Source organism: Pseudoalteromonas sp. Hal040, assembly GCF_037162425.1.
Classification (GTDB): Bacteria; Pseudomonadota; Gammaproteobacteria; order Enterobacterales; family Alteromonadaceae; genus Pseudoalteromonas; species Pseudoalteromonas gelatinilytica.
In genome coordinates this window covers 850,638-872,336 of sequence record NZ_JARLUU010000001.1, presented here as the reverse complement: position 1 = coordinate 872,336, position 21,699 = coordinate 850,638, and the positions used below count along the sequence as shown (strand labels likewise).

Annotated in this window: 16 protein-coding genes and 1 pseudogene; 7 read left to right on the top strand and 10 right to left on the bottom strand. The window is 40.9% G+C overall.

Annotated elements, in window-relative coordinates:
- The first annotated feature begins 70 nt into the window (after positions 1-70).
- The 3 genes from zigA to P4S60_RS03950 all read left to right on the top strand — a co-directional run bounded on the left by zigA (position 71) and on the right by P4S60_RS03950 (position 2,353).
- A complete protein-coding gene (zigA, locus tag P4S60_RS03960; RefSeq protein WP_337115071.1) occupies positions 71-1,267 on the top strand; it encodes a zinc metallochaperone GTPase ZigA in 1,197 nt (398 codons plus the stop codon).
- The gene (locus P4S60_RS03955) at positions 1,267-1,935 is read left to right on the top strand and encodes a DUF1826 domain-containing protein (protein ID WP_337115070.1); all 669 of its coding nucleotides are present in this window, start codon (positions 1,267-1,269) and stop codon (positions 1,933-1,935) included. The genes zigA and P4S60_RS03955 overlap by 1 nt, the downstream gene beginning before the upstream one ends.
- Positions 1,936-2,044: 109 nt before the next feature.
- Positions 2,045-2,353, top strand: a complete 309-nt coding sequence (locus P4S60_RS03950; RefSeq protein ID WP_058585610.1) for a hypothetical protein — start codon at positions 2,045-2,047, stop codon at positions 2,351-2,353.
- Positions 2,354-2,707: 354 nt separating this feature from the next.
- On the opposite strand, the gene P4S60_RS03945 is transcribed toward P4S60_RS03950, so the two are convergent.
- From P4S60_RS03945 to P4S60_RS03935, 3 genes are all read right to left on the bottom strand, one after another.
- A complete protein-coding gene (locus P4S60_RS03945) occupies positions 2,708-3,298 on the bottom strand; it encodes an acyl carrier protein phosphodiesterase (protein WP_337115069.1) in 591 nt (196 codons plus the stop codon).
- A 419-nt stretch (positions 3,299-3,717) separates the two neighbouring features.
- A complete protein-coding gene (locus P4S60_RS03940) occupies positions 3,718-4,800 on the bottom strand; it encodes a DUF4785 domain-containing protein (RefSeq protein WP_337115068.1) in 1,083 nt (360 codons plus the stop codon).
- Positions 4,801-4,809: 9 nt separating this feature from the next.
- On the bottom strand, positions 4,810-5,676 hold the full coding sequence (locus tag P4S60_RS03935; protein ID WP_337115067.1) for a hypothetical protein: 867 nt from the start codon (positions 5,674-5,676) through the stop codon (positions 4,810-4,812).
- Between the two features lie 636 nt (positions 5,677-6,312).
- Between P4S60_RS03935 and P4S60_RS03930 the strand changes: the two genes are divergently transcribed.
- Positions 6,313-7,002 carry an esterase/lipase family protein gene (locus P4S60_RS03930; protein WP_337115066.1) on the top strand — a complete coding sequence of 230 codons (690 nt, stop codon included), beginning with the start codon at positions 6,313-6,315 and terminating at the stop codon, positions 7,000-7,002.
- Between the two features lie 129 nt (positions 7,003-7,131).
- Here the strand turns inward: P4S60_RS03930 and P4S60_RS03925 are convergent, their stop codons facing one another.
- Entirely contained in the window at positions 7,132-7,383 is a 252-nt protein-coding gene (locus P4S60_RS03925) for a LexA family protein (RefSeq protein WP_337115065.1), read from the bottom strand.
- 59 nt (positions 7,384-7,442) lie between these two features.
- Here P4S60_RS03925 and P4S60_RS03920 point away from each other — a divergent pair, with 59 nt between their 5' ends.
- Positions 7,443-8,558 carry an IS630 family transposase gene (locus tag P4S60_RS03920; protein ID WP_337115064.1) on the top strand — a complete coding sequence of 372 codons (1,116 nt, stop codon included), beginning with the start codon at positions 7,443-7,445 and terminating at the stop codon, positions 8,556-8,558.
- A 537-nt stretch (positions 8,559-9,095) separates the two neighbouring features.
- Here P4S60_RS03920 and P4S60_RS03915 read toward each other — a convergent pair.
- From P4S60_RS03915 to P4S60_RS03895, 5 genes and pseudogenes are all read right to left on the bottom strand, one after another.
- Entirely contained in the window at positions 9,096-10,853 is a 1,758-nt protein-coding gene (locus P4S60_RS03915) for a HEAT repeat domain-containing protein (protein WP_337115063.1), read from the bottom strand.
- 18 nt (positions 10,854-10,871) lie between these two features.
- Positions 10,872-12,740, bottom strand: a complete 1,869-nt coding sequence (locus P4S60_RS03910) for a hypothetical protein (protein WP_337115062.1) — start codon at positions 12,738-12,740, stop codon at positions 10,872-10,874.
- Between the two features lie 461 nt (positions 12,741-13,201).
- Entirely contained in the window at positions 13,202-14,206 is a 1,005-nt protein-coding gene (locus P4S60_RS03905) for a leucine-rich repeat domain-containing protein (RefSeq protein WP_337115061.1), read from the bottom strand.
- A 796-nt stretch (positions 14,207-15,002) separates the two neighbouring features.
- Complete coding sequence (locus P4S60_RS03900; RefSeq protein WP_337115060.1) at positions 15,003-15,899, bottom strand: glutathione S-transferase C-terminal domain-containing protein; 897 nt, start codon at positions 15,897-15,899, stop codon at positions 15,003-15,005.
- Between the two features lie 30 nt (positions 15,900-15,929).
- Positions 15,930-16,400 (bottom strand): annotated as a pseudogene (locus P4S60_RS03895) (Dps family protein).
- Positions 16,401-16,519: 119 nt separating this feature from the next.
- Here P4S60_RS03895 and P4S60_RS03890 point away from each other — a divergent pair.
- Entirely contained in the window at positions 16,520-17,407 is an 888-nt protein-coding gene (locus P4S60_RS03890; RefSeq protein ID WP_337115059.1) for a LysR family transcriptional regulator, read from the top strand.
- Between the two features lie 244 nt (positions 17,408-17,651).
- Entirely contained in the window at positions 17,652-18,458 is an 807-nt protein-coding gene (locus tag P4S60_RS03885) for a hypothetical protein (RefSeq protein ID WP_337115058.1), read from the top strand.
- 247 nt (positions 18,459-18,705) lie between these two features.
- Here P4S60_RS03885 and gcvP read toward each other — a convergent pair whose 3' ends face one another.
- Positions 18,706-21,594, bottom strand: a complete 2,889-nt coding sequence (gcvP, locus tag P4S60_RS03880) for an aminomethyl-transferring glycine dehydrogenase (RefSeq protein ID WP_337115057.1) — start codon at positions 21,592-21,594, stop codon at positions 18,706-18,708.
- Between the last annotated feature and the right edge of the window lie 105 nt (positions 21,595-21,699).

Genomic DNA, 21,699 nt, shown 5'->3' with positions numbered 1-21,699 from the left:
TGACACCAAATTGATATATTATAACAAAACATTTGGCGTATTTTGTTTAATCTTATTAAGGGTCACTACTATGAGCAAACTTCCCGTCACCGTGCTCTCTGGCTTTTTAGGTGCAGGTAAAACCACTGTGCTCAGCCATATTTTAAATAACCGTGAAGACAAAAAAGTAGCTGTAATCGTCAATGATATGAGCGAAATAAACATCGATGCAGCAACAGTTAAAAACGATGTTTCGCTTAGCCGCGGCGAAGAAAAACTAGTAGAAATGAGCAATGGCTGTATCTGCTGCACACTACGTGAAGACTTACTCATTGAAGTACGCGCTTTAGCGCAAACAGGCCAATTTGATTATTTAGTTATTGAATCAACGGGTATTTCAGAGCCCCTTCCTGTTGCCGAAACATTTACCTTTGCTGATGAAGATGGCGTGTCACTTTCTGATGTTGCAAGGCTTGATACCATGGTCACGGTCGTTGATGCCGTTAACTTTTTAAACGACTTTAACGAAGCCAAATTTTTACAAGAAACCAACGAGCATTTAGGCGATGAAGATGAGCGAAGCGTTGCCGACTTACTCATCGATCAAGTTGAGTTTGCCGATGTCATTTTAATTAGTAAAACAGACCTAATTAGCACCGATGAACTTGAGAGTTTAAAAGCCATTTTAAGCTCATTAAATACCTCTGCAGAGCTAATTGCTATTGAGAATGGCAAAGTTGATATCAACACAATTTTGGGCACGGGCCTGTTTAACTTTGAAAAAGCCCAGCAAGCACCTGGCTGGCTAAAAGAACTGCGCGGCGAGCATATCCCAGAAACCGAAGAGTACGGCATTAGCAGCTTTACTTACCAAGCCCGCCGCCCTTTTCATCCCGAGAAGTTTTATAACTTTATTCATAACAATCAACGCGAAGGCAAATTACTTCGCTCTAAAGGCTATTTTTGGTTAGCCTCTCGACCACAATTTGCTTGCCAATGGAATCAAGCTGGCGGCATAGCCCGCTATGGTTTTGGCGGGATATTTTGGAAAGCCTTACCGAAAGATCAGTGGCCAACAGATAGCGATTACTTAGATTCAATTAACCAAGTATGGCAAGAACCCTTTGGTGATATGCGCCAAGAGCTGGTTTTTATTGGTCAAAACCTCAATCAAGCAGCGATCATTCAAGCTCTCGATAACTGCTTACTCAGCGACGATGAACTTTTAGCAGGCAAAGCGCTTTGGCAAACCCTGCCCGATCCATTTCCTGTTTGGGAGGAAGCATAATGACCGCCTACGCATTAGAGCATGACACTGATAACCTACCAACAACAGTAGCAACGGCATTAAGCCCTGTGGTGTTTTCGCAAATTTATAAACCAGAGCATAACATTGCAATTTGGCAGCGCAGCTTATCAGAGCAGCTGCAAGCAGAGGTAGCCGAGAGTATTGCAGCCAATCCTGATCTCAGTATTAACGCGGTGATCAACGAAGATTCTATTCGAACTGACATTGATAAAGCCCTCGAAAAACTTCCATCAGCGCAGGAGTTAAAAGTTGATTTAGCAAAGTTAGTTGATATGTTTTGTTATTTATTTGAATTAAAGCGCACCGGATTACGCCTAAGAGTACTTGAACGCGCCATGTGCCCACGTTTTCATGTTGACAGAGTTCCTTGCCGTTTAATCAGCACATATTGTGGAAGTGGTTCACAGTGGTTGCAAAATGCAGGACTTGATCGCACTAAACTTGGCGCAGGGCATCAAGGATTAAGCGATGAAGAGTCTGGGTTAATGACAGCAAATACTAAAATCCACTCTCTTAATGTCGGTGACGTAGCACTGCTTAAAGGCGAAACTTGGCAAAATAACGAAGGCAAAGGCCTTGTGCATCGCTCACCAGCACTTGTTGCTGGCGAAAAACGGCTACTCGTAACCCTCGATTTTATTGCTTAGTGAATGGCAAGCAGCCGTTCAGGAATCAAGGGTTTTAAACAACAAGGAAGTTGTTGCAGTAATCAAAGCTTAGGTATAATTAGTTTTTCGACTCGATTTTGGTTTTTAAATGAAAAAGCTTTCTAAAGTACAATTAAAACAGCAAGCCCTTGTATTAAATGTTGCCGACGCCCTTGAAGAGCAAGGTCGCGCAGAACTTGAAGGCATGCTGCAATGCTGGTTTGATGTGGAATACCACTTATTCCCAGGCTCATTGCTTTTGTGTTTTCAATTTGAAAACCAACAATCACTCGATGCAGCGACCCCTGAGCTATTAAAATGGCAAAAACGCCTTAGTGGCGCAATGCTAAAAAAAGGCGTGATTTTAAAAGACATGCGCAGGCATTTAGTTTTTACCCTAAAAGGCCCAGACGATTAAATGGAAGAGAGTTGCAAGTTAGCAAGTTAGCAAGTTAGCAAGTTAGCAAGTTAGCAAGTTAGCAAGTTAGCAAGTTAGCAAGTTAGCAAGTTAGCAAGTTAGCAAGTTAGCAAGTTAGCAAGTTAGCAAGTTAGCAAGTTAGCAAGTTAGCAAGTTAGCAAGTTAGCAAGTTAAAAACACTAGAGTGCCTACCACTTGTGTCAAGTAACTAGCTAACTCGTTGAGTTTTAATCTGACTTCTAACGACTGATATCTAATAGCTCCATCTTTGTTCAGCGTTGAAACGTCTCGTCCCTCGAAACTCGCTAACTTGTTGGGTTTCACTCCGTTCTACCCAACCTACCAGCATATAGCTTAAAGCTGCTTTTCCACCCCTGCTTGCTTAACATGCTCAATCAGCTCAGGAAAAAACGCTAAAAACACCGCGTCTAATTGTTGGTAGTGACGAGCAATATCGTCAGCGGCCCCTGCAAAGTTGTTGGCAAAGCGAATACGCTTGGCGATGTTATCAAGGGCAAGGCCAACCCCATCGAGGGTTTCATATTCTTTAAACCAATCATTGTTGGTCATACTAGTCACAACTTGCTGCATGCGTGAAGGCATCATGGCTTGGCGTGCATTTAAAAGACCATAACTGTGCTGTTTGAAATCAGCCAATGGTTGGTCATTAAAGCGCTGCCAATGCTGAATAAGAAAATGATCGAATGCTACATCAATCGCGACACTTGCAAAGCGTTTACGTGCTGGTGAAAAGTACTGCTTAGCCTCTTTTACAAGGGGGTGTGAGTCGGTAAACCTATCAACCAGATAATGATTCTCAAGGCCATTTTTAACCGCGTCAGGTAACTGCCCTGAATACCGACGCCCACCAAAATCCCCCAACAGATTACCAAAATGTGAATCAGCCGTCGGTTGTGCTAAATAAAGGTGAGCCAAGTAATTCAACGCATTCTCTAAATTAAATCATTTTATGCATTGTAAAAGAATACAGGTGAAAGGGTCTAGGGGCACAAGGTGCTAGTTAGCAAGATTGTATATCGAGTAGGAATGAACAATTTAATCTGAGAACACGGGGTAAACCCGCTGCTACCAGTTCGGCGGTTAAAACGCCTCCTACAACTCGGATTCAAAGACCTGCACAATCAACTAAAAACTTACAGCTTAAAGCTTCTTACTCTTTCCCCAGCAACTCGCTAACTTAGGTATTTTCAATCTAACTTCTAACGACTGATATCTAATATCTTCTAACACCTCGTATCTCGTCCCTCGAAACTCGTACCTTTCCCCTTTACTCTTTAACCTTGAAACTCGCTAACTTGTTGGGTTTCGCTTCGCTCCACCCAACATACGATAAGAGCGACCCTTTACTCTCCCGCAAACTTCAACATTCGCGTTTGGTCGGTAAGCTCAATATCCACCAGCTCGAACGGGGCTTTGGCTACTTGAGTGACTGCAAAAGGCATGGTGAAGCTGCCGTAACTATCAATCTGTTTTGCTACTTCAACCGTTGCCAGTTTGATGCGCTCACCTTTATTACCTTTGCCAGTTAACGTAGCACGAATAGCGTAGCGGCCTGAGTCGGTCACTTGCACTGGCACCTTGGCTTGGTATTTGTTATTGCCAAGCGCAGTGACTTTGGCTTTATCCATACTAATGGTTTGTGAGCTATGTACAAATGGCATTTTTATAGAGCGTTTTACCGTTTGGCCATTCACTTTAGTGTCTATACTGGCCTCAAGCTCATAGTAACCATTTGCGGCACCCAAAGTTTCAAGCGGGTAATTGAATACCGCTTCACCATTTTCGTAACGTACATCTAGCTTTTCGCCATCAGGGCTTGAAAGCGTTAACTTCACATCACTATCTTTAAAGCGCTTTTTACCCATACTAAGCTGCATAGCGACACGTTGTTGCTGATCTTTAACTTTAAACTGCGATTTAGCATGTAAAGCATTGCTCGAGCCTTTTTCAATCACGTGCAGCAAGTAGGTGTCATTATCGTTAAGCGCTTGGCTTGTTCTTAACATTGCTTTGCCATTTACCTGACCAAGCGTCAATCCAACACTGCCATCGCTAAATCCTGCATTTTCCATTTGCTCACGTGCAACCATGGCTTGCATTGGCATTTGTCTAAAGTTGTCATCTCGCACCGACAGCTTATCAAGCTGTAAGCCATGAGGCTTAAATACTTCGCCACTATCAAAGCGTGCTTTTGGTGCAATGCGAATAAAGTTATCAGCTTGGTATACAAAAACAGGCACACCGCGCTTAAGCTCTTTACCCGAAACCTTCTGCCAATATTCAACACTGTCTTTTTCAAGTGTTTGCAGTTGAGCGCTCGATGCTGGTTGAACTTGAGGAAACTGATAAACCGTTTGCTCATTTGCTTTTGCTGCGTTGCTTATAAGCATTATTGCAGCTGCGAGTGTGGTTAACTTTTTAATCATAGCTAGCTCCTAAATTCGATTTTTAAGCATGTTTGGCAAGCCAAAGCAGTTGCGTCGACTTTGCTGATGACTCAAAGGCTCACCACCTTGGGTTCGTGATTTATCGGTAAACCACACCACCCCAGCTAACGACTGAGAACTGCAATTTAAAAAACCATCTGAACAGCTATCTAACCAGTTTTGTGTTACTTCAAGGCCAACTTGATTTTGATAACCGCCACAATAGCTGTCGCTATCCCATACTGCAGATTCAACATCACTGCCTATTACGGTTTCGAATCGAGACGGTAAGCTTGGGCGGTTCGGTGTGCCATATAGCCACTGTGCGTTATACGATTCCATCCAAGATACTTGCTGTTGTTTTACTGCATCGCTGCCGTAGCCTAAAAGCCAGCCTAAACTTTGCTCAAACGAATTACCCGCAATAACTGCATCAGCCAACGGCGTGCCACCACTTGAAGGAGCTAGAGCGATGGTACGCGTGACTTTGCTAATAATATTTGGATAACGGCTATCCCATGTTGGGTTAGATAAAATCCAACGCACCACATTGCCACCGTTAGAGTGAGTGATCAGAGTTAAATCTGTGATGTTTTTATTATTGATAAATGTAGTGAGCTGCCCAGCTAAACAGCCAGATGCCGCATCTGCCCACATGTATTGATCAAAGTCACAATTAATGACCGTGTAATTACTACTATTTGGCAAACCTTGGCGAACTGTGTCGACAAAGCTGCCTGTCCAATAGTCATTATACGCATCGCTTTGCTGGCCTGTACCGTGCACAAATGCGACTCCTTGCGCAGCAAAAGCACTGTGGCTGATACCCGCTGCCAACATTAAAGCTGGCACTAGTGAGAGTGTTTTTATTTTCATGTGTGTTCCTGTTGATTGTCATTTTATCTATCAGGTTGGAGGAGTGACCTCCGACCAAAAACATAGACCAAACAGGTACGAAAGCAAGAATAAATTTACATTAATTTAACTTATGTGCGTTTTTTAAGTACAAATTATTAGATTTTAGGAGAAAAAAGAGATGCGAGGTGCTAGGTGCTAGGTGCTAGGTGCTAGGTGCTAACAGCGTAGTGTTAGTTGCGCCTCCCCCATGACTTTTTTCGGCGTTAAAACACCTCCTACGTCTCGCATCTCGCCCCTCGTATCTCGCTAACTCGTTGGGTTTTTAATCTAACTTCTAACGACTGATATCTAATATCTCCTTTTTTTGTTCGGCGTTAAAACGCCTCCTACAACTTGTATTTCGCAAACATTCCCCTTTACTCTTGCTAACTTGCTAACTTGCTAACTTGCTAACTTTTCAATCTGATAGCTGACGGCTGAAAGCTGATAGCTCTTTTGTTCATCGCGCGAAATAAATTTCACGCCTACAGTGCTAGCAAAATATAACGGTACACATTGCACAATGCGAAATAGTATCGCTGCACGAAAGTACTATATCCAGCCCTGTTTAAATTTCATACGTTGTAAACCAAATGTTAAACAGGAGAACACACAATGAAACGCCTATTGACGATGATTGCGCTATGCGCAGGTATGAGCACAACTGCTTTTGCAGCATGTAGAGATAACGTTGTACTGGTACATGGTAATACCGCCTCCCCTTCGAGTTGGAATAACACACTCAACGAATTAAAACGAAATGGGTATGTCGACAGTGAAATTTTCACCCCAGATTGGGGCTCTAAATCTTGCGCGAGTTGCAACGATCATAACGGCAGTGAAGAAACGCCCGTACGTAACGCCATTCTTACTGCAATCAACCAATCTTGCACAGGTAAGATCGATATTATCGGCCATTCAATGGGAGTTACACTCGCAGCCCAGCAAATTTATAAGCTAGGCATGGCATCAGATGTCGATACCTTTGTTGGTGTTGCAGGTGCCGCGCGCGGCCTGCTTAGTTGTGGTGTTTACCCATACAATGTGTGGAATAACACATGTGGTTACTATGGTTTATCGGTTGGCAGCCCATTATTAAATAGTATTTATGGAGAAGCATTAGGCGACAAAGTGTATTCAATAAAAAGCTACTCTGATCAAATCGTCTGCTCAACTGGCACTTGCTATGTGTACGGCATTCACAGCAGCCGATTATGGAATGAAAATGCCACCTACACCTACGTTCTCGGCCACTTTGGTTTGCAAACCGATACGTATGTAAAACAAGTGAGTTTGATTCAGTAGCTGCAAGTTAGCGAGATTGTAGCAGCGATCTTATATCGCGTAGGAATACTTATAAGGGCTAGGTGCTAGGTGCTAGGTGCTAGGTGCTAGGTGCTAGTACTCTTTCACATATATTTTGATCAGTTGCCCCTACTTAAATTCAGGTAACTGATCTTTTTCAATCAATAATTCAATACTCCTGCTTTTTCCAGTAACTGATGTTATAAATTTCTTCTTCTTAAGAACTGAAATCATTGAATGAACACTTGAAGATGCGGTTCCAAAGTAGCGCTCAAAATCACTTTCAGCAGGCGCAACCCCATTCACTTTTGTGTAGTAAAAAATAAATGCTAAATACTGACCTTGCTTTGCTGTAAACCGTGGCGACTCTTCTTTATTCATAATGAACTTTTACCCTAATCAACGATCCTTTAACTCATATAAACTTACTTAATATTGTTATGAACCGAAAGTATATTGTTGAATTATCAGAAGAAGAAAAACAAGAATTAGTAGACTATTGCAAAAAAGGCATGGTCAATGTTCGCAAGTACAAGCGGGCTGCTATTTTGTTAAAAGCTGACCGTTGTAGATATACAACAGAGCAAATATGTGAAGCTGTTCAAGTAAGTTCTTCAACCGTATTTCGAGTCAAACGCCAGTTCGTTGAAGAGAATCTAGCGGCAGCTTTGAATGAAGGTGCACGAAGTGGTGCAATGAGAAAAACTTCTGCGAAAGATGAAGCAGCGTTAATCGCCACAGCTTGCACTAAGCCACCAACAGGTCACGCTAGATGGACATTATCTTTACTTGGAGAGCAATTAGTTACGTTAACCGATTTAGATAGTATCTCGTATGAAACAATACGGAGGCGCCTTAAAGAGAATGCACTAAAACCATGGCAAAAAAAGATGTGGTGTGTGGCGACAATGGATGCTGAATATATCGCGCGGATGGAACATGTGCTCGAGTTGTATGCTGAGCCTGCAGATGAATTAAACCCTATAATTAACTTTGATGAGGCGATGAAACAACTGGTAGATGATACTCGACCAGCACAACCAATGAAGCCGGGGCAGACTAAGCGGTTAGATTATGAATATAAACGTGTAGGTGTGGCTAACTTATTTATCTTCTTCGATCGCCATCGAGGGTGGCGGCATGTTAAAGCAACAGAAAGAAAAACGAAAATTGACTTTGCTAATTGTATGAGGGATTTAGTTGATCTTCATTATCCACATGCGAACAAAATAAAAGTTGTGTTAGATAACTTATCAACTCATACAGAAGGAGCGTTATATAAAGCATTTTCTCCACAGGAAGCACGCCGGATTTTAAATAAACTAGAATTACATTACACACCAAAACACGCGAGTTGGTTGAATATGGTCGAGATAGAAATTGGTAATATGAATAAGCAATGTTTAGATAGACGTATAGCAAGTATGGAAGAACTAAAGACAGAACTCGCGGCCTGGGAATGGAGCCGGAATAAAGAAAGAACAAGTATAAACTGGATGTTTAATGTTGAATTAGCTCGTGAAAAACTTCAGAGGGCTTATGGTGCCCTCAACTAGTCAGAACTTGTGTGATGAAGTACTAGGTGCTAGGTGCTAGGTGCTAACAGCGTAGTGTTGGTTGTGCCTCCCCCATGACTTTTTTCGGCGTTAAAACGCCTCCTACAACTCGCATCTCGCAAACTTTCCCCTTTACTCTTTCTAACTCGCTAACTTTTCAATCTGAAAGATCTTATGCTCATCGCGCGAAATAAATTTCACGCCTACGAATGAGCATTTCAATTTAACTATGCACAGGCACAATCTAATCTAACTTCTAACGACTGATATCTAATATCTCCATTTCTGTTCGGCGTTAAAACGCCTCCTACAACTCGCATCTCGCAAACTTTCCCCTTTAGTCTTTCTAACTTGCTAACTTTCAATCTGATAGCTGACGGCTGAAAGCTGATAGCTCCTTTACCCTTTCCCCTTGTAACTTGCTAACTTGGGTATTTTAAATTTGAGAGCGCGGGGTAAACCCGCTGCTACCTGTTCGGCGTTAAAACGCTTCCAACAACTCGCCCCTCGTATCTCGTAACTCACTAACTTATGCTTTTATGAACCATACAGCGCTTTCATTAATTGACGCAGGTTCTTTTGATTAGTTTCCGTCTTAACAAGCGCTTTTAAACGGCTTTTAACCTCTGGTTTTGACTTCGCTTGTTGACTTAACGCCGATATAGCGGCACTGCGAATATCTTTCGGGTTACTAGCGTCAGCAAAGGCATAAATACTATCTACTTGCTTTGCGTCTAACTCATTATTACCCATTGCTTTTAAAATCGCCCCTTGCGTTTTACTATCAGTTTCTTGATTTAGTTGATTACTCAAGTAATTCAAACTGGTTTTACTTGGCATTTTTGCCAAGGCCTCTGCCGCATTTAGACGTAATCTTGGGCTGTCGCCAGCTAAATAATCACCAATAAGCTGTTGATGATCATAGTCTCCACTATTGCCCAGTGCGGTGATTAGGGCAGATGCTTTTTTATCTGTTGCACTCGAACTCAATGAATCAGCTAACTTTTGGGTTAACTGACTCGAAAACTCACTGCCCTGCTGATTTTTTGCTATAGCCCCCATTACCATTAAAGCACTGTGAGCCAGCTTAGAATTTTCTTCATCAAGACCATATGACATGGAATACTCAAAAATAGCCTCAACCTGCATATCCGTTAAAGGCTTTTCACTGTATTTTAGTGCCATTAAACTTCTAAAGCGCTGATTTGCTGAAAATAAACCAGGCTCAACAAATACCTCAGTTAGTAACTGTTTTGAATTAACTGAGTCATGTTTACCTAGGTACATAAACAATTTACTTTCTAGGGGATCAGCAATTGCCTTTGTTGAAATAAGCTCTTTTAAGCTCTGCAAATACTGATCATTGTCATAAAGAAATTGCAAAAGCGCTTTTCGATCTCCCTCTAGCCAATCCATACTTTTTAAAGCAGTGATAAACGCTTCTGTATTTTTTAAGGGTTGAGGCGGCGCTTTAGGGTAAACCCAATCTGTGCTTAAATTTTTCCATTGATTAGGGTCTTCGGGTAATTGTAGTAACCTTGCATCATCGGGTATCGATTGATTTGAACGATTTAAACTTAACGTTTGCAGTACTTCTATATTCATATTTCCATCACTACTACTGACTTGAATATGACTATTTCCGAGGGTTTTTGTTAACCAGCACTTATCGTTTTCAAAAGTAAACTCATCACTAATAATGTTCGCCGTTTCCAATTGCATTAGCTTTTTCGCAGCATTAGCGCTTTTTCTAGTGTCAGTTGGTTCTATATAGCTGAGTTTATTACGCTTTAGTTTGTTATCAGCTAAAACCGTGTAGAGTGATTTGTACTGACCAATATCATCACGTTCTTTAACCCAGTACTTATCACCCTGTAAATTTTCAGGGTGTTTTGCACGGTGAAAGGCACGGTATAAAGCAATCAGCTTCTGTTGATCGGCCGGTTTTAATTTAGCATTAAACCGATAATCTAAAACTTCACCTGAGTTATTGTTAATTTTCACGGCAAAAGGCACAGCATATTCATTGCTTGTACTTACCGTTTTATTTAACTTTGCTTGAGCTTGGTACAGCTCAAAACCCAACCAGTGAGATTTCTCTTCAACCAACAATGGCCGATAAATCAACCGCCCTTGCAAGTCAAACTGACTTTTTGAAGGGCTTTTCATCGAGATAATATTCGTATCTGCTTTTGATTGAAGTTCAGCCCAAACAGTACACTGAGGCACTGCATAAGCCGCCGAAGCATAGCCTAATAGAGTGCCAAATAATAAACTCATGTTAATTAAACGCATTATATCTTAGCCTTCAAACTAATAGTTTAAGGTTGCTGATTCGTCTAAAATTGTCCAACTTTTATCGTACAAAGTGCTGGTATCATAAATCGTTTGAGTTTTAGTTTTCGTCTTAACCGTACAACACCACTTATATTTAGGGTATTTAACATAGACATAAAATTCACCCGAAATTGCCTCAATATCATTTGTTACATCAATTCCTAAGGTTATTTTAGAATCAGTGATAGCTTTAGCTAAATCTGCATAAAGTGTGGCATTAAATGTATCTGCAATAATCAAGAAATCGATACCAACACCGCCACTTGCTATGCCTAGGTTTATTTCAGCTGTCGCATACGCATCCATGCTAGCAGTAACAATATCTCCCCCTAGGTCAATACGGCTATTGCTATAAGTTAAACCAACTCCTAAATCTAAACTTCCGCTAACACCTGCCTCAACAGTCACCGGAACAATCACAATGGTGAACGTCGTTTCAACCACTTTTTGCTCTTCGCTCCAGCTATATCCTAAAGATTTGTCTAAGGCCGATAACGTATCGCCCTCGTCAATTAACGTATCACCCAGCACACTAAAGTTTGCTGCATAAGTAATTTCACCATCACTTACATTGGCACTCGCTTCAGCACTAGCACTTACCAAACTTGCTGATTTATCAAATAAATAAAGGTCTAGATCTGCTTCAACTAACCCCTCAGCTGAACCACCATTACTAGAAGAAACATTCATATAGCTATAAAAAGAAGGGCTGATAGCCACAGCATCACTGTCACCATAGGTCGCACTCCAACTACCAACTTTAGCCAAGGTTGTTGCTGCTGCAGCTGTAGTCTGCATCGCTGATACTGAAGCTATTGTAGTTTTATTACTATTTAGTTCTGCCGATTCTGCGGTACTCACTTCATCATGATAAAGCGCATAAGGTACCTCAACGGTAATACTATTATTGTCACTGTGAGCTTCAATTTCTTCTGAGTTATCATGGAAGGTAAATGTCATGCTAAAGCTGTTTTCGCCACCATCGTGATCAAAATTATCGTGTATCGCTTTGAGCAATACACCATTCACAGCAACATCCCAAGGAAAGTAATGAGATTGCTCATGATCAGGAAACTTAATACGCATCGTCTCCATATAAGCTTGCGCTTGCTCATTCCATAAGTGAGCATGATAAGTGGTTTCGCCGATGGTTATCGTTGCACTGATGTCAGCCTCATTGACAGAATTGCCAAATTTGGTGGCATTAATAAAGCCGATTAAATCAGGTATTTTTTGCGTAGGTTCACCAGTTCCTGTGGTATCTCGTTTACCCGGACCAGGAAAAACAGCATAGCCGTCGCCAACTTTAAGTTTATCTAAAACAAAATCATGATAATGACCATCGCCAATGACTACCGAGCTATAGGTGCTTTCGTCACCAGACTCAATGCCCCGCGACTTATTATCTGTTACATCAACTTCATTTGAGATCACCCCGCTTGTGTCAACAAAAGCGGCAATGACAAATTCACCCGTAGCGAGATCTTCGTTTGGCAAAATTAATGTTGCACTATGGTTTTGCTCGCCTTCTTGTAACTGCTCGATATCAAACTCACCTAAATCGTAGCCATCTGGCTCATCTTCAGTTTCAAGCTCAGCGACTTTACTTCTTTCAATCAAAATAAAGGAAACACCTACATGCTCATTCGTTAATAAGGTTGTTTCTGTGCTGAAATCAACAGTAATCTGTTGCCCTGGTTGATAAACGTTATCAGACACTGGGGTCATCGATTTCAACGCTACATTAGCAACAGCTTCTTGTTCAGTAGAGTCATCATCAGAACACCCAACTAGTGAAAGTAGGGATAAAGCCAATACAGCACTAATCCTTTTAGACTGATTCATATCACGATTCCTAATTATTGATTGTAATTTCGACAAACTATTAATTAATAAAACTCATACTTCTACTCAAAATCCGACAGACTTATTTTCGAAACGGTTAAGCTTTAACCCACCCAAACTGGGGTACAAAAGGTTCATATTTCAAAGGGTAAATCACAATAATGGATGAATTATGGAGGGATGCAAAACAACCAAAATTATTAAATGCGAGGGACGAGGAAGGAGATATTAGATATCAGTCGTTAGAAGTCAGATTAGATTGTGCCCGCACATAGTTAAATTGAAATGCTCATCCGTAGGCGTGAAATTTATTTCGCGCGATAAACATAAGAGCTATCAGATTAAGAACAAAAGTTAGCGAGTTACAAGGGGAAAGTTTGCGAGTTCGGGGAACTTTCCCCTTTCTCCTTTCCCCTCGCTAACTTATCGAGTTTCGCAGTGCTCTACCTTACACGCTGTTATTAATACCCTTCAAACCTTGTTGCACAACCAATGCCTATGCACTCAACACCACTGTCGAGTTCTAACAGCTCTAAACTATAGCTTTTGCTAACATCTACCTTTTGTAGTGGATTATTAAAAAGACTGATATCTACTAAATTTTCATGCTCACGTAAATCAATGTTTTTTAACTTGTTATTCGGCAAAAAGAGCACTTGGAGCATGGGGTTTGCTGTTAAATCGATAGTGCTTAAGTGGTTATTACCGGCGTAAAGTGCAGTTAACTTTTTATTATGGCTTATGTCTAAAGCGCTAAGCTGGTTGGCATCTAGGTTTAGTTCGCTGAGCATCTTGAACTTGCTTAAATCTAGGTTTTTTAACTGATTATTTGCAAGCTCAAGGTTACGAATACCACTCGGTATATTTACTTTTGTGAGCTTATTGCCCGACAGATTAAGTTGATACAGTTCAGAATTAACAAGCGTCAATTCGCCTGTCAGCTTATTATCTTTAAGATCAAGCCATGTAAGTTTACTGTTAGTGCTTACATCAAGCTTTGAAAGCTTATTACCACTCAGCATTAAAGTCTCTAACTCTTCGTTGTTACTTACATCAATACTCGTAAGGCTGTTTTGGCTTAAATCAACACGGAAAAGCTGGCTGTTGTGACTTATGTCGATTTCGGTCAGCTGGTTTGGCACTTTCTTATCGGCAGGTCTACTTGTAATGCCACCAATTTCACCAACTATGAAGCTATCCCCTTCATTGCTGAGGTTGAGTTTTATTAAGTTACTAAAATACTCAAGCCCTTTGGCTGAGGTAATACCGCGATCTCTGCAATGTATTTTTGTCACCTCACCCACCGTTTTATAGCCACTTTCTTGTAAACACGCTAAGAAATTAGCATCAGCAACCACAGTCTCTATTGGTGTATCGTCATTAGCCGAAGCACCAGCAACCCCAAGGTTTAACACAAGCAAACCGGCTAAAGCCCTTTTAATGTGCACAAAGTTCCCTTTTAACATTATTTCACCTTAAATTTTCAACAACATAATCAGGTGGTTAAGTAAGAGGTTTCACCACCCAACAACAAAGCATGCATAATACAGGTTATTTGATTGTTGTACCCATATAAATACAAGAAAATATTCCTAAGTTGTCATTTAAGGCTTTTCGCGCGAAATAAATTTCACGCCTACGATACCGGGGTGAACCGTAATAATGTAAGGCACAATCTTACTTAAAACTTGTGGTTTAAAGCTCCTTTACTCTTCCCCCTCGAAGCTCGCTAGCTTGAGTATTTTTAATCTAACTTCTAACAACTTATATCTAATAACTCTTTGTTCGGCGTTAAAACCCCTCCTACAACTCGAAACTCGCTCCTCGTAACTTTACCCTAGTAACTCGCTAACTTGTTGGGTTTCGCTCCGCTCTACCCAACCTACAAGCTAATAGCCCCCTTTACTCTCGCTAACTTTTTCCAACAAAAAAGCCGTTACATTCCTGCAACGGCTTTTTGGCATTTGAATTTAATTGTCACACTCTAATAAAGCTTGTGACTAAGCAGATGCTACCAAAGGCTTTCAGAGCAACATTTTCGAATTAAGTTTGTGAGTTGGGGAGAATTTCTAAAATTGTATCTGAGCAAAGCTTAATAAAGTTTGTGACCAATACGATGTGATCGATAGCTGAAAGTTTACCTACTTTTCGTAATGCCCATGTTTAATATCCTTTGATATGTTCAACTTAATGCAAAAGGTAACTTGGTGGATTACATAAGTTTTGATTGTTTAATGGGCAGCTATGAGTGATTAGCAGACATTAACGTAACAATCCTAACCAAGTTATTTCGGGGTCTGAAGGTATTATCCCTGTAGGATTTATATGCCTATGAGATACATAATAATGTGTTTTCATGTAGTCTATATTAACGGTCTCACGAATACTCTTAAAGCTTACCAAGTCTAACATGTACCTATAGAGGTTTTTAAATGCCTGTAGGGGTTTTAGATTTGCTTTGAAATGAAGCTCATAAACAGCTTCCATTCGAACTAAGGTTGGTAATAAGTAAAAATCGGATAAAGTTATCTTGTCTCCAAATAGATATGATGATCTTCCTAATCTCTTATCCAAATCATCTAAAGCTTTAAAAAACTCAAAGTTAGCTAAATCATAATCCGATTGATTTGTTGCAAACCCAACGTGGTATACCTTTCGGTTAATATGACGATGTAACCAGATGTTCATTTCTCTAATCTCGCTTTCTAATGCTTCTGGCATTAAAGAAACTCTATTCTTGGCCAAAGATAGCCAGTTTGAAGCTATATTTTCTGCGATAAATGCGGAGTCAGTCTGGACTATTACGTTAGAACTCTTATCCCATAAAACAGGTACAGAAACTCTTCCTGAGTAATCACTTTTTGTTTCCAAGTACAGATCAGTCAAATGACTCTTTTCATTCAATGTGTCAGGAAAGTCTTCATTAAACAGCCAACCTTCGTCATAACGCTTAGGAGCAACTGAAGATAGAGAGATGGCATCATTAAGACCCAAATAATTTATAACTAACAAAGGACGATGAGCAAAAGGACATGCAAGCGACATGTACAGATGATACCTATCTTCTTTAGTAACTATTTCCGCTGATAAACTATCTTCAAAAGAAAGTTCAGTCGCATCTTTATTGTTTTTCCAGATACCTTTGTCTAAGACAGCCATAACATACTCCTATATATAATTTTATGAAAATCAAGCGGAAAGCATTGAGCGGAGCATCCAAGCTGTTTTCTCATGTTCTCGCATCCGATCCGAAACAAGTGACGCTGATGATTCATCTTCAGCACTTTGTGCTAGATTCAATGCAGTGCGGCAAGTTTTCACTAACTGTTCATGACCTAATGTTAAGATTCTGACCATATCATTAGCCTTTGGGATTTCTTCAAGTTCAGCAATAGAACTCAAATTAGCAAACGCTTTATATGATCCCGGAGCTATTTCACCAAGAGAACGTATGCGCTCTGCAATTTCGTCAACAGCTACCGCTAGTTCTGTATATTGCTCTTCAAACATTAAATGTAACTCCCTAAAATGCATTCCAGTTACATTCTAGTGAAAGTTGTGGGTTAGCAAATAAAGGGTGTATGAATCCGCTAGAAAATATTTAAGCGAATCAGCAGCTTATGCACATCTTTCTTCTTTAATTCCGATATCTATATTCATTTTCATTTCGCCATATTCAAGGTTGAAAGTATGAGTTAACTATAGAAATCTACTTAAGATAGATAAACAGTGGTTTAGTGATATAATTATTTACCAATGGTAAACAATGAGTGAGTTCAATGGATAAATTAAGGGCTATAGAGGTATTTAGGCGTGTAATAGAGCTTGGTAGTTTTAAAGCTGCCGCAGAGGACTTAAATTTATCCAAAGCTGCTATCAGTAAAAATATTAATGAATTAGAGGACTTTTTGAAAACAGCTCTAATCAATCGAACTACGCGAAAGCTTCATATTACTGAGAGTGGTCAGATCTATTACGATCAAGTTAAAACCATACTAGATAATTTAGCCAGTGCAGATTTGTCTATTATTGAGTCATCTGACGTACTTAGAGGCTCTCTTAAAATCAGTATTCCTATGACGTTAGGAGTACTGAAAATAAATCCAATCATTTGCGACTTTATGAAACAACACCCAGATGTTTCAATAGAAGTTGTTATGAGTGACAGCTATATAGACTTGGTAGAGCAAGGCATAGATATCGCAATTAGGGGTGGAGGATTACTTAAAAATTCAAGCCTAAAATCACGTAAGCTATTAGACATTGAAAGAGTACTATGTGCGGCCCCAGAGTATTTGAAAAATTCTCCTAAATTGGAGCTTCCAGAAGACATATCATTTCACAACTGCCTAATCTACACGCTTTCATCTTCTAAAAGTTGGAAATTTAATAAAGGTGAGGAGACGCAGATAATTGATATAAGTCCTAGCTCATACGCTGTAAATAATGGCTTGGGCTTAAAGCAGGCAATTATATCTGGATTAGGTATGACGCTAACTCCTAGGATGTTTGTAGCAGATGAGTTAAGTAATGGTGAAGTTGTAGCGTTACTACATGATTGGGAAGCAGAAACACATGCTCTTTATGCTGTCTATCCATTTCATAAAGAGCAGTCACCTAAAATAAGAACTTTTATTGATTTTTTGGTTGAACACTTATCTAACTAAAATGATTTGGCTTTCGCTGTACTAACTTTTTGTAAATAAATATAGGTTTTGTGATAACACCATTTACCAGTAGTAAACAAACAGCCATCATCTCGGTGAATAAAACTAAGCTTTTTTGATTTATATTTTATCATCAGTAAACTATAAGTTAACTAGGATCGGGTTTTTCTCTAGTTAGTCTGCTTCTAAACTGTTTCGTGTTAAATGAACCGCATCAAATTGATGCCATATCGGAGCAATTATTATGAAGAACTTATTGAACATGGTTTTTATAACCATACTTACAACCTTGAGTGTATCACCAGCATTTGCAAGTCAACCTTCAACTAAAGGTCAGTTAACCTTATCGTTTAGTGACGGCAGAGCTGATGTGAACGGTATTGAAGCCGTTAACCAACACCTTTTAAAAGTAGGGGTGAGAGTGAGTACTTTGCCGCTACCTAAAGAAGCAAAGCCAATTCTTAAAGCTTCAACTAAAAGAGCTGTAACTGAAGAGGAAAGTGAAAAACTATTATCTTTGTTTTCTCTTCATAGAGGCCAGTTATTAGATGAAATAAGAAAAGCAGGACGCAAGCCTGAAGTACACCGTGGCGGTTATTTGTCTACTTCAGAGATAGGCGTGGCACCGTACCCTAAAGTGTACGATATGAACGCTATGACAACTGATATTAAACAATACCTACAGAAAAAGTTTGGAAAACTTCACGTTAACAGTTCTAATTCTGGTGCTGGAATTGATGAGGTAATGACTATCGTTTCAGGTGGTTCTTGGACTTGGTTCTTTGTTTTACCTGATAATGTAGTAGGTAAGTTGACTCTTGGCTACGTGGGCTTGGATAGCAAAGCTTGGCGAATCAGCTACCCCGGCTTAGTCTCTCATGGTGGTTACTTAGACTCAGATTATGGGTTAGTAGTTGCGTACGCTCACGGACCAAAACACTTTGTCATGCGATATGAAGAACCGAGTATAGAAGGCACTGAGACACTAAATGATAATCCTTGGATCGATTTTTCAGGTGACAAACCTAAACTGCTAAATGTCGCTAAGTAATTTTCTGAATTTATTTAAAATAAAGCGGGTCGTCTAAAGACCCGTTTTTTTGTAAAAGCTTACAAGGTCCTCTATTGGCACATCAGAGCCACCCAGTAAACATCAATTTATCGATTAAAATTGCTCAGAAAGCAAAAAAGGTGGCAAAAACCACCTTTTTAAAATCTACCGCTCACAAACTTAATTCAATTCACAAACTCTATTAAATCGCTCACAAACTTCATTAAGCATCAACATTAATCAAACCTTAGTCACGGTATGTCTCAACCGCTGGGCATGAACAAACTAGGTTACGGTCGCCGTATACGTCATCGATACGGGTTACTGTAGGCCAGAATTTGTCTTTTGCTACGCTTGGTACTGGGAATGCTGCGTAGAAACGGTCGTATGCACGATCCCACTCATTGCCTAGTACGTCTGCTTGTGTGTGCGGTGCAAACACGAGCGGGTTGTTCTCAATTGACCATTCGCCAGATGCGATACGGTCGATTTCTGACTTGATTGACACCATTGCTTCGATGAAACGGTCGATCTCAACTTTAGACTCAGACTCAGTTGGCTCAATCATTAGTGTGCCAGCTACTGGGAATGACATAGTTGGTGAATGGAAGCCGTAATCTTGTAGACGTTTAGCTACGTCCATTTCTGTTACGCCTGTTTGCTCTTTGATTGGGCGTAGGTCAACAATACACTCGTGCGCAACGCGGTTGTTACGGCCACGGTATAATATTGGGTAGTGCTCGCTTAGCTTCTCAGATAAGTAGTTAGCGTTCACGATAGCCATTTCTGTTGCTTGTTTTAAGCCTTCAGAGCCCATCATGGCAATGTATGCCCACGAGATTGGTAAAATAGCTGCTGAGCCGTAAGGAGCAGCAGAAACAGCACCGTTACCGATGTTTGTGCCAGCAACATTAATTACGCTGTGGTTAGGCATAAATGGCGCTAGATGAGATTTAACACCGATAGGGCCAACACCTGGACCACCACCACCGTGTGGAATACAGAATGTTTTGTGTAGGTTAAGGTGCGATACGTCAGAACCGATTGAACCTGGGCTTGTAACACCTACTTGCGCGTTCATGTTTGCGCCGTCCATATACACTTGACCGCCGTGCTGGTGCACGATGTCACAGATTTCACGAATTGTTTCTTCGTAAACACCGTGTGTAGATGGGTATGTGATCATGATACAAGATAGGTTTTCAGATACCTCTTCGGCTTTCGCTTTAAGGTCTGCCATATCAACGTTACCGTTTTTATCACAGTCAACAACCACGATTTTCATGCTTGCCATTTGTGCAGACGCTGGGTTTGTACCGTGCGCTGAACTTGGGATCAAACATACGTTACGGTGACCTTCACCGCGTGACTCGTGGTATTTACGAATCGCGATTAAGCCTGCGTATTCACCTTGTGCACCTGAGTTAGGTTGTAGTGAAACTGCATCGTAACCTGTGATGTTTACTAACCAATCATGTAACTCAGTCATCATGATTTGGTAACCCGCTGCCTGATCAAGTGGGCAGAATGGGTGTAAGTTTGCAAACTCAGGCCAAGTGATTGGGATCATCTCAGCTGTCGCATTAAGTTTCATCGTACATGAACCTAATGAGATCATTGAGTGGTTAAGCGCTAAGTCTTTGTTCTCTAGGCGCTTGATGTAACGCAGCATTTCAGTCTCGCTGTGGTACGAGTTGAAGTTAGGGTGCGTTAAAATTTCGTCATCGCGTACTAGGCTTGCAGGAATAGAGTTGCTGCCGTTTACTTCGATTTCGTTTGCTAGTGCGTCAACGCTTAGGCCGTGGTCTTCACCTAAGATGATGTCGAATAACTCAGCTACGTCTGCACGGGTTGTTGTTTCTGATACAGAAATTGAGTATTCACCTGCGCGGTTAGACGCAAAGTTAACGCCGTTTGCTACTGCACGTGCAACGATTTCGTCTTTGTTATCAGCAACAACAGTCAGTGTATCGAACCATGTGTCGTGCTTAAGGTTTACGCCTTTCGCTTTTAAGCCTGCCGCTAAGATGTCTGCAAAACGGTGGATACGCTCAGCGATAGTTTTAAGGCCTTGTGGACCGTGGTAAACCGCGTAGAACGCTGCCATGTTCGCTAGTAGAACTTGCGCTGTACAGATGTTTGAGTTGGCTTTTTCACGACGAATGTGTTGTTCACGTGTTTGCATTGCCATACGTAGTGCGTCGTTACCTAAACGGTCTTTAGAAACACCAATAATACGACCTGGTAGTGAACGCTTGTACTTGTCGCGTGTTGCGAAGAATGCAGCGTGTGGACCACCGTAACCCATAGGTACACCAAAACGCTGTGCTGAACCAAGCACTACGTCTGCACCTAGTTTACCTGGTGCTTTAAGCAGTAATAAGCTCATGATGTCTGCAGCAACACAGGCAATTGCTTTTTTGCTTTGTACGCCAGCGATTAAATCAGTTACGTCAGTGATTTCACCGGTTGTTGATGGGTATTGGAATAACGCACCAAAAATGTCGTGGTCTAGTGCTTCTGCTGCTTTACCAACGATAACGTCAAAACCGAACTGCTCTGCACGAGTTGCAACAACGTCGATTGTTTGTGTGTGTACGTCTTCAGCGATGAAGAATGTGTTTGATTTAGACTTAGCAACACGCTTTGCAAGGCCCATTGCTTCTGCCGCAGCCGTTGACTCGTCAAGTAATGACGCGCTTGCTAGATCAAGACCTGTTAGGTCTAGGGTCATAGTCTGGAAGTTTAATAATGATTCTAAACGACCTTGTGCAATCTCTGGTTGGTATGGTGTATACGCAGTGTACCAGCCTGGATTCTCAAGTACGTTACGTAAAATTACGTGTGGTACGTGAGTTGGGTGGTAGCCTTGACCGATGTATGATTTGAACACTTTATTTTTGCTTGCTACTGATTTTAAGTAGCTTAGTGTTTCAACTTCAGTGCGGCTTTCGCCAATTGATAAACCTTGCTCTAAGCGAATGCTTGCAGGTACCGTTTGACCGATCAGCTCTTCAACACTCGATACTCCAAGAGCGCTCAGCATGTCGCTTACTTGCGCTGGGCTTGGCCCAATGTGACGGCGAATAAAATCTTGCTTTTGCTCTAATTGTTCAAGAGATTTGGCGTTTGACATTTGTCCAGATTCCTATGATCCAAAAAAGTGGTTACTGCCAATGGGTAACTGGCAATAACTTAAAAACGTGTTGATTTAGTAACTTACAGCGTATGGAAAGGTAAG